The sequence below is a fragment of the Desulfosalsimonas sp. genome, assembly GCF_055149105.1.
Window position 1 is genome coordinate 30,168 of the sequence record NZ_JBSRLA010000024.1, and the last position, 14,620, is coordinate 44,787.

Genomic DNA, 14,620 nt, shown 5'->3' on the forward strand with positions numbered 1-14,620 from the left:
AAATCAACAGGGCATTGACCGCATTTTTCCCGGGTGCTCAAAGGCGCGGGCGAAAAACGGGGCATGGTTGGCGCCGAATACCGGCGGGTCCCGGCGGACAATAGGACGGATGGCGGGATGTTTTTTAAAGATTTTTTCCAGAAAACGCCGCACCTGGCTCCGCTGCCAGCCAAAGGGGTGGGCAAAATCCCGGTACAGGGCAAGGTCGCCTGCATAAAAATTCCTGGATTCCAGGGTTTGGGCCTCAGGGCTGTGTGCGGGCAGATTAAACACGGCCAGGTTGAGAAAATCAATATATGGGCTGTGTGCCGCGGTAAATTTCAGGGTCTGGAAGGCCTCTGCACGGCTTTCAGCCGGTGTGCCAAACAGCAGGTAAACATAGGCGGCAATGCCGGCCCGGGCCAGATTTTTGAGCACTTTTGAGGCGGTTTTCAAATCAATGCCTTTTTCCATGTGGTCGATCACCTTCTGGCTGCCGGATTCCAGCCCGAGTTTGAGCATCACGCAGCCTGAGGCGGCCAGCTTGCAGCAGAAGTGCGGATCATCCAGGGGCGGGCCCATGCGCACAAACCCGTACCACGGGGCTCCGGGCGGGGTATGGACCATTTGGCCCAAAAGGGCCGGGGAAATGGCATTGTCGAGCAGATGGATCAGACGCGGCTGAAACTGTTGGGTCAGGTGCCGGAGCTGGGCTGCTGCCGTGCTGCGGGCAACCGGGCGAAACGGCATTTTTTCGGCCTTTTCCGGACAAAATGCGCATTTTTTCCACCAGCACCCGTCTGAGGCGCTGTAGGGCAGCACAAAACCGGGGCTCAGATAGGGGTTTGCGGCCAGGTCCGTATAATCGGGCAAGGGCGCCGGCAATCTGCCGGTGTCCCGGCATTCTGCCATTTCCAGCAGCGCTTTTTCCCCGGGTCCGCAAATCAGGGCATCCACAAGGCCCTCAAAAGGGTTTTTCCAGCCCGGCTTTTGCATCCAGGAAGTGATCAGGCCGCCGCCCAGAACAATTCCGAGATCCGGACGGACATGTCTGAGCACTCCGATCAGGGCAAACCCGCACAGGGCCTGGGACAAATAGTTAATCGAAATGCCGGCCACTCGGACACCGGAGTTGAGCACTTCTTGTGCAAGATGGTTTTGGTAGTAATCATAGAAAGGGTTGTCCCGGGGCCTTTGGGCGGCTTTGCGCAAATCCGCGCTGCTTACGGGGCTGAATCGGGCGTGGGTGAAATCTGCCAGCCCCGGGCGCGTCCCAGTGGGCTGACCGGCATTGTGCAGTAGCCGGCCCAGATCTGACAGGGCGCGGCTGTATGCATCCGGCCGGGCGTAAACCGCAGGGTCCCGAAGGGCGTGAAGATGGTTGTCGCGGTGTTTGAACGCCCTTGCAGACCATGTGTCGTTTTGCGGCAAGACTGTATTGAGCAGATGACAAAGCCCGCTGATATTGGCGTCAATGACCCTGCAGCCCACACCGCCGGCGCGCAGGGCCCCGGCCAGGCGGGCAATGCCGGCCGGCGGCTCTGCCGGTTTGGCCACGGGCGGATAAATCAGTGCAATCCAGGGATCGGGCATTTGTGTCAGCAATTATTGAAGAATGATTAAGGGTTTTGATTGTGTTGGCACACCTTACGTCTGATCGGGGAAAAATGCAACCGCTGGTATGGTTTGGCCGGGTTGTGCAATCCTGTTTTGACACCCGGGGGGATTTGGAATATATTCGGCAATATGATCAAAAGTAAAATCAATCCGATGTGCTTACAGGAGGCATGGCTATGAGCAGGGTACTGATTCATCCGGCAGCCTATGAAAATATCCGCAGTGCTGTTGACCTGGCATTTGACCATTTTCCGCAGGATTTGGCCGGCAAACGGGTGCTGATAAAGCCCAATGTTCTTCGTTCTGCAAAACCGGATGAGGCCATTGCCACCCATCCGGCCCTTGTTCGGGCGGTTGTTGAGCGGGTGGAAAGCCAGGGGCCTGCTCAAATCATTGTGGGCGACAATCCGGGATTGTTTGATTACGGTGCCAACGAAAAAGCCTTTGAAGAAACCGGGCTTATGGAGGCGGCAAAGGGCTATTACCAAAATATCGGCATCGATTCGGTGAAAATGGACTTTAATCCCGAATTTATGGCGTCTGTGAGCGTTTCCCGGGCCGTGATGGAAGCCGATGTGATCATCAGCCTGCCCAAGTTCAAAACCCATGGTTTGACCGTGATCACTGGTGCCATTAAAAACAGCTACGGGATTCTGCCCGGGGCTCAGAAGGCCAAGCTTCACCAGGCTGCCGGGAGCCCGGAGCGCTTTCACGAGTTGGTGGTGGACGTGTTTAAGCTGCGTGTGCCGGATTTGTTTATCGTGGATGCAGTGCTCGGCATGGAGGGAAACGGCCCGGCCTCCCCGGATATCCGCGAGATTGGCAAAGTCCTGGCATCGGATAACGCCGTGGCCCTGGATGCGGTGATCGCGCAGATGATGGGCGTTGACCCCCGGCGGCTTGGTTTTTTCCGCAAAGCCGGAAAAGACGGCCTGGGCGATTATAACCCGGAGACTATAGAGGTCATTGGCGAGCTTGAGCGGATTGAAGGCTTTGTGCTGCCGCCTTTGGGCGGAGATGCCATTGTGGGCAATCCGCCCATCCAGGAGTTCATGGGCCGGCGTGCGCAGCTGTTGCCGCAAGCCTCCCAATGGTGCACCGCATGCGGAACATGTGTGGAGCAATGCCCTGTGGGCGCTCTTGAAATGGGAGATGACGACTTGCCCCATGTGGATGCCGAAATCTGCATCACCTGTTTCTGCTGCCAGGAGATCTGTCCGGAAAAGGCTCTGAGCCTGAAATGATCCAGAAATATTATGGTTGTGGCGTTTATGAACAAAAAATTCTGGCAGCAGAAAACATTTGCAGAAATGAGCTTTGCGGAGTGGGAAGCGCTTTGCGACGGGTGCGGCAGATGCTGCCTGCATAAGCTGGAATACGCAGATACCGGCGAGATTGTATATACCAGCGTGGCCTGCCGGTTTCTCGATATTTCTAAATGCCGATGTACCGCTTATGAGCACAGAAAAGCCGTCAGAAACGAATGTTTTTGCCTCACGCCGGAAAACATTTCTGAGATGACCTGGCTGCCGAAAACCTGCGCCTACCGGATGCTGTTTGAAGGCCGGGATCTGGCCTCCTGGCATCCCCTTGTCACAGGCGATCCCGAATCAGCGCATAAAGCCGGCATCTCCGTGCGCAATAAGGCCATCCCGGAAGATTGGATCAATCCGGACGATCTGGAAACTTATATTATTGAACAAGACCTGGCCGAATCGCCGGGCAATTGAGGATAAACCAATGCAACAAGCCCTGCCTGAAAAAATAAGGCTTCTGGAAATATTGAAAAAATCCGGATTTGAGGTTCCGGATTTTATTTATCTCACAGCCGAAGATTTTGAGAATGAAAATTTTGGCGCCCTGGCGGATTTTCTGAAAAAATCCTGTCAAAGCTACAAGGTGATTGTGCGCTCAGCCCACCCCCTGGAATCGCGTTTTAAAAGCGGGACGTTTGATTCCCTGGAGGTCAATGCCGATATCGCCGGGATCCGCTATGCCAGAAACCGGATCATCACCCTTGCCAAAACAGCCAAGCAACTAAACATCGAGAGACAGCAGAAATTCAACAATGCCCCGGAAATTGATGCCGAGGACATGGGCGTGATTGTCATGCCTTTTATCGAAGGTGTCAAGGTCATGGCCAAACGCATGGGAAAGCACTGGGAATTTGGCTATACCAATGAATTTGCCCACAAAATCCAGTGCGAGTCCTATATCACCGAAACCCCCCATGATATGACCCTGCTGCGCGTCTCCGAGCAGATCCAGGACAACCTGGGCTTTGCCTGCGAGATTGAATACATTGTTTCAAAAATAAGGGATATTCACGTGGTTCAGGCAAAAGACATTTCCCGTGTGGAGCTTCTGGATCAGGATATAGACAATCGCTCGGTGCAGCTCGACGGAATCCGCAGAATCCGGAAAAGAAGAAATTACCGGGAGCGGATGATTTATGTCATGAACAACAAGGCATTTTATCTCGACATCATCAACCGGTGCGAGGATCTGGTTCACGGATGGGGGGATTCGGCCCGCACCATAGAAGACATTGTGCAGCGCATTGATGATTACGAAGCCGAGCTGCGGGATTTTGCCCTGAAACATGAACGTTTCGGGGTTCTGGGCTTTTCCATCAAGATCCCTGACGATCTTTTCCAGATTGCCAATCATTACCTCGATGACAGCCCTGAACTGCAAAAGCAGCTGAGCCGGGCACTTTATGAAAACCAGTACAAAATCGATTATTTTTTGTCCGAGGCCGACACCATCATTGCCAAGGACAGAATTCGCCTGAACCTGTGCACCCATGACGCCTACGGCATTGATACCGTGCGCAATCCCGTGTGGTTTGTGTACTGGAAATACGAAAAACAGGATCAGATCGTCTCCGAACTGGCGGGACTGGGCTTTAAAACCGGCGATATGATCGGCATCGACATTGACATGGATGAAAGACCTACGATTTATCGCCTGTAGAAAGGCAGGTGTTTTGCCGGGGCCGGATCATGGCAGCGGCAATGATTGTGCTGGAAAACAAAAATCCCGCCACAATGTAAAACGCCCAGGCAATGCCCAGTACGTCCACCAGGGCGCCCACGCCCATGGCGCCCACAAAAATCCCGGTGTTCATGGCGGTGTTAAACACCCCCATCATGGAGCCCTGCCCGTAGAGATGGCCTTCTTCCGCGGCCAGGGCGCCCATGGCCGGCCATGAAATGGCCTCGCCCAGGCCGATAAGCGCGAACAAAAGCAAAAGCGCGGCAAAGCTGACGGCAAACGGAACCGAGAAAATGCCGATACTGATGATGGTACTTCCCAAAAGCAGAAGCCGGTTTTTGTTGTACCTGTCGGCCAGGCTGCCAAAAGGCATCTGAAATACGGCATTGACAATGGTGCGGCTGGCAATGACCATACCGATTTCCGTGCCGCTGGCCGTCATATGCCGGGTCATCAGAAGCGGCAGAAACGCGAAGGTGGGCACCATGATGATCATGGTGGCCATTCTGGCCAGCAGGATGCCCATGACCTTCCGGTGGTGGAGCATGCGGGCAAACACCGAAAGCATGGAGCCCTGCTTTTCCTGTATGGTCAGGGGATCGCGGCCGGGAAGGACGAGCGCCACCAGGGCTGCGGCCAGAAAGCTGAGCAGGGCCATGGTGTAAAAGGCCGAGTTTCTGCCCCACAGGTCCAGGAAAAAACCGCCCAGCACCGGTCCGGCGCCGATTCCGGAAAAAATGGCGATATTGAGCATGCCCATGTAGCGGCCCACGTTTTTCCCGGCGGAAATTTCGGTCATGTAGGCCATGGCAATGGGAACGATCATGGCCGATCCGGCCCCGTGCAGGGTGCGGATCAGCACCATGTGTCCCACGGATGAGGCCAGGGTATAGGTATAGCCGGTGAGCCCGAATATCAAAAGCCCGGTGATCAGAAACCCTTTTTTGCCGTGCCGGTCTGAGAAGCTGCCCACAAAGGGCTGCAGCAGACCGCCGCTTAAGGCAAACGCGGCCACGATAACCCCCAGGGCAAACCCGGTGGCCCCGAGTTCGGCCGCATATATGGGCAGAATGGGTACGATGATGCCCATGCCCACAAAAACGATGAATATGGCTGAAAGCACCGTAAAAAGAATGTATTTTTGCATAAATCCGGGTCCCGGGAAAAGCCTGGGGCATGTGTTTGTTTGTTCCCACTTAAACTGAGCGTTTCAAAAATATCGGTTCCGTGAATAAATGCAATCATTATGTCTGAACTTCCAGGCCTGCAGGGCATTGTGCAAAAGACCGCCTGCCTGTTTTTTGACCGCGCATCCTCGGGTTGAGAATTGACAGCCTGAGGTGAATTCGTTAGGCATTTTAATTTTGTTCATGTGAAATGTTTTTGAATCAGGTCGGATCCATGAGCCGCAAAGCACTTTTCCCGGAATCGGATAATTCTTCAGAATGTGAAGCCATTTTGGCTTTGGCGGCCCTGTTTGAAGGCGAGTTCAGCATTGACTGGCTCCAGGACCTGTCGGGTCACAAGGCCTCTGCGATTTTTGCCGCCCTGGATTGGGGTGTGGAGAAAAAATGGCTTGCCCGGAGCAGTCCGGGAGACTTTTATTTTCTGGATCATCAGGTGCAGCAGGAATTCAGGGCGCAATTGCCATTTGAGAAAGCAGAGCGCCTGCATGGGCATATCGCGGAAATGCTGGGCAGAAACCTTGTCCGCGGCAGGGACAGAACCCTGCGGGTGGCCTGGCACCTTCTCCATGTGGCCAATGGTCCTGACGGATGCCGGATCTTGATTGAAAACGGCGACATTCACCGCCGTCAATTCCGGGATGAACAGGCCAGGCAATATTATGACAAAGCCATTGAGGATCTCCGGCGGATTTCCGGTCCTGAGGCGGATGCGCTTTTTGTTGAAGCCACGCTTCAATACGCCAGGGTTTCCACGGACAGCGACAACCCGGCCCGGGTGATTGCCATTCTCAAAGAAGCCATTGCCAGGGCAGAAGCCATTGACAACCAGCAGTCCGCCGGCTTTCTCAGGATGCACCTGGGCAAAAGCGAGTGGCTTCGTTCCCGTTATCAGCCGGCATTGGATCATTTCCAAAGCGGGTGGGAACTGACCCGCAGCATTGATGATCCTTCCATTCAAAAGTCGGTGAGCATTTTCGGGATGTTCTATCATTACTGGTCAGGCCGGTACCGGGATGTGGTGGGGATTTATGAAACCCTGGTGCCGGACGTGGAAGACCGGTTTCCGAAAGGCCGGCTGCCGCTTCTGGCCGCGCTGACCGCCGGGGTCTGTCTGGGCCATACGGGTCTTTATTCCCAGGCCCTGGGAATGCTGCATGCCATCCGGGAGCATGGCCGCAGTATCGGCAATCTGTCCATATCCGGCCTGGCCGGGGTTTCCATGGGGTATCTGCTGCTGGAACTGCACCGGCCGGAGGACGCCATTGAAACCATTAACAACTCCTGGGCGGAAATCGAAAAAAGCAAAAGCCTGTATGCCCGGCTTGGCGGCCTGGCCCTGCTCGGATACGGCTACCATCTGGCGGGCCGGTCCGATAAGGCTGTTTCCTGCATCCGGCAGTATCTTGACGACAGCCGCAAGTCGGCCATGACAGTGAAATACAGCGCGCTCATGTTGCTGATCTGCCAGGCCGCGGCCGAGGGGACGTTTCCCCGCATGGAGGGCCTGGATCTGGCCGAAGAGATCCGTTATTCCATTGAAAGCGGAAACCTGCTCATGCGCGGGGTGGCCTGCCGCCACAAGGCCCTGATGCTTAGAAATTCCGGGCTTTCCGGCAAGCCGGTCCTGGACCTGATCAGCCGCTCCATTTCAGACCTTGAAACCTGCGGGCACAGAATTGAGCGCGCCAGGTCCATGGTGGAAGCCGCCAGGGAATATATCCGGACGGGTGATGAGAAAATGGCCATGGAATATGCACAGCCTGCGGCCCGGGAATTGTTTTCTTTTAATGAAACCCTTGTGCCCGATGATATCCGGCCCCTGGTCCGGAATTTGCGCTACGGGGAAAGCCTTCTTGAAGAAATTCTGCAGTTGAGCCAGGAGTTGACAAGCATCCGGGATTTTCGTGCGCTTTTGCGCAGAATCATTTCCGCTGCCAACCGGATTACCGGGGCCGAAAGGGGCGCCATATTCATTCTGGAGGATCAGCATTCCCGCAAACCAGTGTTAAAGGCCGCCAAAAATCTCACCACCAAAGACGTCACAGGAAATGACTTCAGGCCATCCATGCGGGTGATCGGCCAAACGGTGGAAACCGGCAGGGGACGGATCATGGATTTCGACACTGCGGGCGGGGATCGGCCGGCAGCCGGCAGTGCCATCCGGTCCTGCATCTGCGTGCCATTGAAAATCCGCAATGAGTTGATCGGGGTTTTATATCACGACAACCGCCTTTTCCGGAGCGCATTCAAGGAAACGGATCTGGAGGTGCTGCAGTATTTTGCCGCCCAGGCCGCCATTGCCATGGACAATGCCGAGGCCTGGGAGACACTGCGGGGCTTGTATGAACAAAAACAACTTGAAAAAGAGCATTACGAAAAAGAATACCTGGAGACCATCCATTTTGACGATTTTGTGGGCAAAAGCCCGGCCATTCAGACCGTTTTCCGCCAGGCCCGGCAAGCAGCGCCAACCGATACCACGGTGCTGATTTTCGGACAGACCGGGGTGGGCAAGGAGCTGGTGGCCCGGTCCATTCACCGCCACAGCCTTCGTTCGGACAAGCCTTTTATCCGGGTCCATTGCAGTGCGCTTCCGGAAAACCTGATTGCAAGCGAGCTTTTCGGGCATGAAAAAGGTGCGTTCACCGGGGCGGTCTCCAGGCAAATCGGCCGGTTCGAGTTGGCCAATGGCGGGACCCTGTTTCTGGATGAAATCGGGGACATTTCAATGGAAGTGCAGGTCAAGCTGCTGCGGGTGCTCCAGAGTCATGAATTTGAAAGGGTCGGCGGCAGCCGGGTGCTGAAATCCGATTTCCGGCTGATTGCCGCCACCAACCGGGATTTGGGCCTTGAGGTGGAGGCGGGCCGCTTCCGCCGGGATTTGTATTACCGCTTAAACGTGTTTCCCATACAAGTGCCCCCGCTTTGCCGCAGAAAAGAGGATATCCCGCTGCTGGCTGAGTATTTTCTCGGGGTGTATGCCAATAAATGCAACAAGAACCTGGAAACCATACCTCTCATGGAAATGGAAAAGCTTACGGCCTATGACTGGCCCGGCAATGTCCGGGAGCTGGAAAATGTTATTGAAAGGGGCGTGATTCTCAGCAGCGGGTCGTTTTACCAGGTTCCGGATCTCCGCAAAGACCACCCTTCCCCGGATCAGGCACGGGTTACACTGCGGGAAAACGAACGCAGTCATATTCTTCGGGTGTTGGCGCAAACCCGGGGAAAAGTGGCCGGAGCCGGAGGCGCTGCGGAGATTTTGGACATCCATCCCAATACCTTGTTTTCGCGAATGAAAAAGCTGGACATTTCCCGGAAATCCACATTTGCCGCTGAAACCAAAACGGGTTCGGCTTTTTTGGCGGACACGGGGGAGGATGTCAAAATATGACACGAAATATCGTTGTTTTTTGAAATTTCGTGCTCTCGTGCTTTTCCTTTTTCTGCCGCTGTTAAATAACATGTTAAAATTATAATTGTTTTTTAAATGCCGGGGGCCGGCACAATCATTGCTTTCCCATTCAATGATACATTCAGTACCGTGAAAACAATAACCCGATTTTCCGTGACCGCGGTCTGATCGGGTCGTATTCCGGGATGGTTGGCAATCATAAATGAAAATCAAGGGAGGGTGTATGGACCGGCAGACCTATCTGGATGAACTGGAAAAGCTGTGGAAGGACAACTGGCCCGCGGGCATGCCCCGGGCGGTGGAATATCCCCTGGGAGAAATCCCCATGACCGGCTATTTGCGCAAACAGGCCCGGCAGATGCCGGACAAGGCATGCATTATTTATTACGGGGCGGAAATGACCTTTGCCCAGCTCGATGACTACAGTGACCGGTTTGCCGCCTGGTTGGCCGGTCAGGGGCTGGAAAAAGGCGACCGGGTGGCGGTGTTTATGCCCAATTGCCCGCAGTTTTTAATTGCATTTTATGGCATTCTCAAGCTGGGCTGCATCCACGTGCCGGTCAACCCCTTGTTCAAGGAGACCGAGTTTGTTTACGAAATCCAGGATGCCGGGCCCAGGGTTATCGTGGCCCTGGATCTGCTTTACGGGGTGGTGGCCGCAACCCGGGACCAGACCAACCTGGAAGCCGTGCTTTCCACCAGTCTGACCGACTGGCTGCCGGAGACACCGGCCATTGCAATCCCGGATCTGGCGCAGGTCCCCCGCCAGGAGTGCCCCGGTTCCCTGGATTTTATGACTGTTTTAAATGAAGAAACCCGGTCCTGTCCGGGGGTGGATATCCATCTTGACGATACGGCCGCGCTCAATTATACAGGCGGCACAACAGGCATGCCCAAGGGATGTGTGCATACACACGGGGATATGCTCTACACGGCCGCATGCGGCTCCATTTTTGCCCTGGGCCGGCCCGGGGGACAGGACGTGATGCTCAACTACCTGCCGGTGTTCTGGATTGCCGGCGAGGATGCCGGGGTGCTCTCACCGGTGCTTTCCGGGGTGACCGAGGTGCTCATGGTCCGGTGGGATGCCGCGGCCGTGCTGGCAGCCATTGAAAAATACAGGGCCTCAATCATTTACGGCCTGGTGGACAACATGGTCGAACTCATGGAACATCCGGATGCGTCTGCCACGGATTTTTCGTCTTTGCGCGAAACCCTGGTTTCCTCCTTTGTGAAAAAACTCAACAAGGATTACCGGCAGCGTTGGTATGAGCTCACCGGCACGGTGATGCGCGAAAGCAGTTACGGCATGACCGAAACCCATACCCTGGACACTTTTACCGCGGGCATGCAGGAAAACGACATGGATCTGGCCTCCCGCCCGGTGTTTGTGGGATTTCCCATGCCCGGGACCCGGTTTATGGTGGTGGATTTTGCCACGGCCAAACCCCTGGCCCTGGGACAGGAGGGTGAGATCCTCATCCAGACCCCTTCATTGATGAAGGCGTACTGGAAAAAGCCCGAAGCCACTGCTGACCAGCTCAGGGATGGCTGGCTGCACACGGGCGATATCGGGGCAATTGATGAGCAGGGGCATCTGATTTATTTGGGCCGCAGCAAGGAAATGCTCAAGGTCAAGGGCATGAGCGTATTTCCATCGGAAGTGGAAACCCTGCTGGGCCGCCATCCGGCAATTGCCGGCAGCGCGGTGCTGGGCCGGCCGGATGCGGACAAAGGCGAGGTGCCGGTTGCTTTTGTCCAGCTCAATCCGGATCAGACCGAAGCCCTTGATGCGGCACAGCTGCTTTCCTGGTGCAAGCAGAACATGGCCGGCTACAAGATCCCGGAGATCCGGATCGTGGATCAATTGCCCCTCACCGCCACGGGCAAGGTGCAGAAGGAACAGCTAAGAGATAAATTATAATTCTTCCAGATAAACAACAAGAGATGCGAGAAGCTTTTACGGGGAAAAAATATGGAAAAGATACTGGTGGCCAACAGGGGCGAGATTGCCGTGCGCATCATCCGCGCGGCAGCAGAGCTGCGCATGGGAACTGTGGCGGTTTTCTCCGAAGATGATGAAAAATGCCTGCACACCCGGTTTGCGGATAAAAGCGTGCCCCTTCAGGGACTGGGGGCGGCGGCTTATCTGGACGCAGATCAGATCATTGCCGCGGCCAGGGACAACGGGTGCATGGCCATTGCCCCGGGATACGGGTTTCTTTCCGAAAACGCGCAGTTTGCAGAAAAATGCCAAGCCGCCGGCATCGCCTTTATCGGCCCCACGCCCGAAAGCCTGGAGCTGTTCGGCAACAAGGCCATGGCCCGGCAGCAGGCGCAAAAATGCGACATTGCCCTGCTGCCGGCAACTCCCGGACCGGTCACCAAAGATCAGGCCCGGGAGTTTTTCGGGTCTTTGGGAGATGGTGCGGCCGTGATGATCAAGGCCCTGGCCGGAGGCGGGGGCCGGGGCATGCGGGCGGCGTACAGCCTGGAAGACCTGGATGCGGCATTTGACATGTGCTGTTCCGAGGCCGAGGCGGCCTTTGGCTGCGGGGATGTGTACGTGGAAAAGCTGATTGCCGATGCCCGTCACATCGAGGTCCAGGTCATCGGCGACGGCCGGGGCGGGGTTTCGCATTTGTGGGAGCGGGAATGCACCCTGCAGCGCCGCAACCAGAAGCTTGTGGAAATCGCACCCGCCCCGGGCATGGACGACTCCCTGCGCACCCGCCTGACAGATGCGGCCGTGGAGCTGGCCCAAAGCGTTGATTACAGGAGTTTGGGCACGTTCGAGTTTTTGGTGGATGCAGGACAGGCAGCCGGTCCCGAGCCCTTTTATTTCCTTGAGGTCAATCCCCGGCTCCAGGTGGAGCACACGGTCACCGAGGAGATCACCGGCGTTGACCTGGTGCGCGCCCAGATTGAAATCGCCCGGGGCCGGAGCCTGCCGGATCTGGGGCTTGGCCGGGAGCAGATCAGCGCGCCCGCGGGCCATGCCGTGCAACTGCGTATCAACATGGAAGAAATTTCGGAAAACGGCGATATATCGGCTTCATCCGGCACCCTGCGGGTGTTTGAACCGCCCCTGGGTCCGGGGGTAAGGGTGGATACCTTTGGATATGCCGGCTATGAAATCAATCCCAATTTTGATTCTTTGCTGGCCAAGCTGATCTGCCACAGCCGCTCACCCGAATATGCCGATGTTCTGGCAAAAGCCTACCGGGCCCTGTGCGAGTTTCGCATCGAGGGAGTGGCCACCAATATCGGCCTGCTCCAGAACCTGGTCCGGCACCCGGATGTTGTGGCAAACAAGGTGACCACCCGGTTTGTGGAAACCCAACTGGGCCGGTTGACCGGAGCGGCAGACAGCGGCCACCGGGCGCATTATTTTGATCAGCCTGAAGACAGCCCGGGCCCGGGAAAAAACGCGGGGCAGGCCGATGATGCAAACGACGCCCCGGAAAACACCGAGCCCTGCCGGGTGTCCATGCCCGGAACGGTGGTGAAAGTCGAGGCGGAAGAAGGGCAGGTGGTGCATGAAAAACAGGTCGTGGCCGTAATTGAGGCCATGAAAATGCAGCATGCAATCGAAGCCGGCGTCAGCGGCGTGATCCGGCGCATCTGTGTCAAGCGCGGCGACACCCTGGCCAGGGGCAGGGCGCTGGCCTGGATTGAACCAGGCCATGTGGATGCCGAGCAGGCGGATGCGGAAAAAGAGGTGGATCTGGACCATATCCGGCCGGATCTGGCCGAGGTTGCCGACCGGCACCGGGCCTGCATGGACGAGGCCCGGCCCGAAGCGGTTGAAAAGCGCAGAAAAACCGGACAGCGCACGGCCAGGGAAAATATCGCAGACCTGGTGGATGATGACAGCTTTATCGAGTACGGCGCCCTGGCGGTAGCCGCCCAGCGCCGTCGGCGGTCTTTGGCGGAACTGATCAAAAAAAGCCCGGCAGACGGGCTGATCACCGGGATCGGATCGGTTAACGGCAATCGGTTTGACGAGACAAAGGCCCGGTGCATGGTGCTGGCCTATGATTACACGGCCATGGCCGGCACCCAGGGGGCGTTTAATCACCAGAAAACCGACCGCATGCTGCATCTGGCAGAGCAATGGCGCCTGCCGGTGGTGCTTTTTGCCGAAGGCGGCGGTGGGCGGCCCGGGGACGTGGACGCCATGGAACTGCGGGTGGCCGGACTGGACCTGGATACTTTTACCCGGTATGCCGCCTTAAGCGGGTTGGTGCCCGTGGTGGGCATCGTTTCCGGGTACTGTTTTGCCGGAAACGCGACTTTGCTGGGCTGCAGCGACGTGATTATTGCCACGAAAAACGCCAACATCGGCATGGGCGGACCCGCCATGATCGAAGGCGGCGGCCTGGGCAAATGCCGGCCCGAGCAGATCGGGCCTGCCAGCGTGCAGGGACCCAACGGGGTTATTGACATCCTCGTGGAAGACGAGGCCGGGGCTGTGGCTGCGGCCAAAAAATACCTTTCCTATTTTCAGGGTCCGGTGGATGACTGGCAGTGTGCAGATCAGCGCAGGCTGCGCCGGTGTGTTCCGGAAAACCGGCTAAGGGCCTACAATGTATCGGAAATCATTTTGCTTCTGGCGGATACGGACTCTGTTACCGAACTTCGCGGTCAGTACGGCACAGGCATTGTCACCGCCCTGATTCGTATCCAGGGCCGGCCCTTCGGCCTGATGGCCAACAACTGCTGGCACCTGGGCGGGGCCATTGACGGGGATGCCGCAGACAAGGCTGCCCGGTTCATGAAGTTGTGCGACGCATTTGACATTCCCATGGTGGTGCTCTGTGACACCCCGGGTTTCATGGTGGGCCCGGAAGCCGAAAAAAGCGCCCAGGTGCGGCGCTTTGCCCGGTTGTTTGTGACTGCGGCCGGCGCCACCATCCCGGTGTTTTCCGTGGTTCTGCGCAAGGGATACGGCCTGGGGGCCATGGCCATGGTGGGCGGCGGCTATCACCGGCCGGTGTTCAACATCGCCTGGCCCACGGGCGAATTCGGCGGCATGGGCCTGGAAGGAGCGGTGAAGCTGGGTTTTAAAAAGGATTTGGAGGCGGAAAAAGACCCGGAAAAGCGCCAGGAGTTATACGATTCCCTGGTGGCCATGTCCTATGAGCACGGGAAGGCCATCAACATGGCCTCGTTTTTGGAAATCGACGATGTGATCGATCCCGCAGACACCCGGCACTGGATCATGCGCGGCCTTGCCGCCATGCCCCCGGCCGCCGCCCGGACCGGGAAAAAACGGCCGGATATTGATACATGGTAGTAAGTTTGATAAGCCTGTAAAAAGTCTTTTTTTACAGGCAGTGTTAAGTTTTAAGTGATTAAGTGTTAAGTAAAATCAAAAAGTTATTTTTTTATTGGTTGGCGATTATACCAGTTTTAGGACTTT

At 56.4% G+C, this 14,620-nt stretch carries 8 protein-coding genes; 6 read left to right on the forward strand and 2 right to left on the reverse strand.

Translation table 11 applies throughout. The features are described 5' to 3' along the window. Positions 1-3: 3 nt before the first annotated feature. On the reverse strand, positions 4-1,572 hold the full coding sequence (locus tag ACTCIA_RS07710) for a B12-binding domain-containing radical SAM protein (protein WP_463001228.1): 1,569 nt from the start codon (positions 1,570-1,572) through the stop codon (positions 4-6). 200 nt (positions 1,573-1,772) lie between these two features. On the opposite strand from ACTCIA_RS07710, the gene ACTCIA_RS07715 reads away from it, so the two are divergent. From ACTCIA_RS07715 to ACTCIA_RS07725, 3 genes are read left to right on the forward strand one after another with little or no spacing between them, the layout of a single operon-like run. Then, entirely contained in the window at positions 1,773-2,840 is a 1,068-nt protein-coding gene (locus tag ACTCIA_RS07715; RefSeq protein WP_463001229.1) for a DUF362 domain-containing protein, read from the forward strand. Between the two features lie 27 nt (positions 2,841-2,867). Further along, positions 2,868-3,326: a YcgN family cysteine cluster protein gene (locus ACTCIA_RS07720; RefSeq protein WP_463001230.1), complete on the forward strand. Its 459-nt coding sequence runs from the start codon at positions 2,868-2,870 to the stop codon at positions 3,324-3,326. 10 nt (positions 3,327-3,336) lie between these two features. After that, on the forward strand, positions 3,337-4,572 hold the full coding sequence (locus ACTCIA_RS07725; protein WP_463001231.1) for a hypothetical protein: 1,236 nt from the start codon (positions 3,337-3,339) through the stop codon (positions 4,570-4,572). Here ACTCIA_RS07725 and ACTCIA_RS07730 read toward each other — a convergent pair. Continuing rightward, a complete protein-coding gene (locus ACTCIA_RS07730; protein WP_463001232.1) occupies positions 4,553-5,740 on the reverse strand; it encodes an MFS transporter in 1,188 nt (395 codons plus the stop codon). The genes ACTCIA_RS07725 and ACTCIA_RS07730 overlap by 20 nt on opposite strands. Before the next feature lie 254 nt (positions 5,741-5,994). On the opposite strand from ACTCIA_RS07730, the gene ACTCIA_RS07735 reads away from it, so the two are divergent. From ACTCIA_RS07735 to ACTCIA_RS07745, 3 genes are all read left to right on the forward strand, one after another. Then, complete coding sequence (locus ACTCIA_RS07735; protein ID WP_463001233.1) at positions 5,995-9,174, forward strand: sigma 54-interacting transcriptional regulator; 3,180 nt, start codon at positions 5,995-5,997, stop codon at positions 9,172-9,174. Between the two features lie 244 nt (positions 9,175-9,418). After that, positions 9,419-11,119: an AMP-binding protein gene (locus ACTCIA_RS07740; protein ID WP_463001234.1), complete on the forward strand. Its 1,701-nt coding sequence runs from the start codon at positions 9,419-9,421 to the stop codon at positions 11,117-11,119. A gap of 51 nt (positions 11,120-11,170) precedes the next feature. Next, positions 11,171-14,494 (forward strand): carboxyl transferase domain-containing protein, encoded by a 3,324-nt coding sequence (locus ACTCIA_RS07745; RefSeq protein ID WP_463001235.1) that lies wholly within the window; start codon positions 11,171-11,173, stop codon positions 14,492-14,494. The last annotated feature ends 126 nt before the right edge of the window (positions 14,495-14,620 follow it).

Excerpts from the sequence above, each read along its gene's own strand:
- ACTCIA_RS07730 (WP_463001232.1), bottom strand. The coding sequence starts at position 5,740 with ATGCAAAAATACATTCTTTTTACGGTGCTTTCAGCCATATTCATCGTT.
- ACTCIA_RS07745 (WP_463001235.1), top strand. The coding sequence starts at position 11,171 with ATGGAAAAGATACTGGTGGCCAACAGGGGCGAGATTGCCGTGCGCATC.
- ACTCIA_RS07740 (WP_463001234.1), top strand. The coding sequence starts at position 9,419 with ATGGACCGGCAGACCTATCTGGATGAACTGGAAAAGCTGTGGAAGGAC.
- ACTCIA_RS07720 (WP_463001230.1), top strand. The coding sequence starts at position 2,868 with ATGAACAAAAAATTCTGGCAGCAGAAAACATTTGCAGAAATGAGCTTT.
- ACTCIA_RS07735 (WP_463001233.1), top strand. The coding sequence starts at position 5,995 with ATGAGCCGCAAAGCACTTTTCCCGGAATCGGATAATTCTTCAGAATGT.
- ACTCIA_RS07715 (WP_463001229.1), top strand. The coding sequence starts at position 1,773 with ATGAGCAGGGTACTGATTCATCCGGCAGCCTATGAAAATATCCGCAGT.
- ACTCIA_RS07725 (WP_463001231.1), top strand. The coding sequence starts at position 3,337 with ATGCAACAAGCCCTGCCTGAAAAAATAAGGCTTCTGGAAATATTGAAA.
- ACTCIA_RS07710 (WP_463001228.1), bottom strand. The coding sequence starts at position 1,572 with ATGCCCGATCCCTGGATTGCACTGATTTATCCGCCCGTGGCCAAACCG.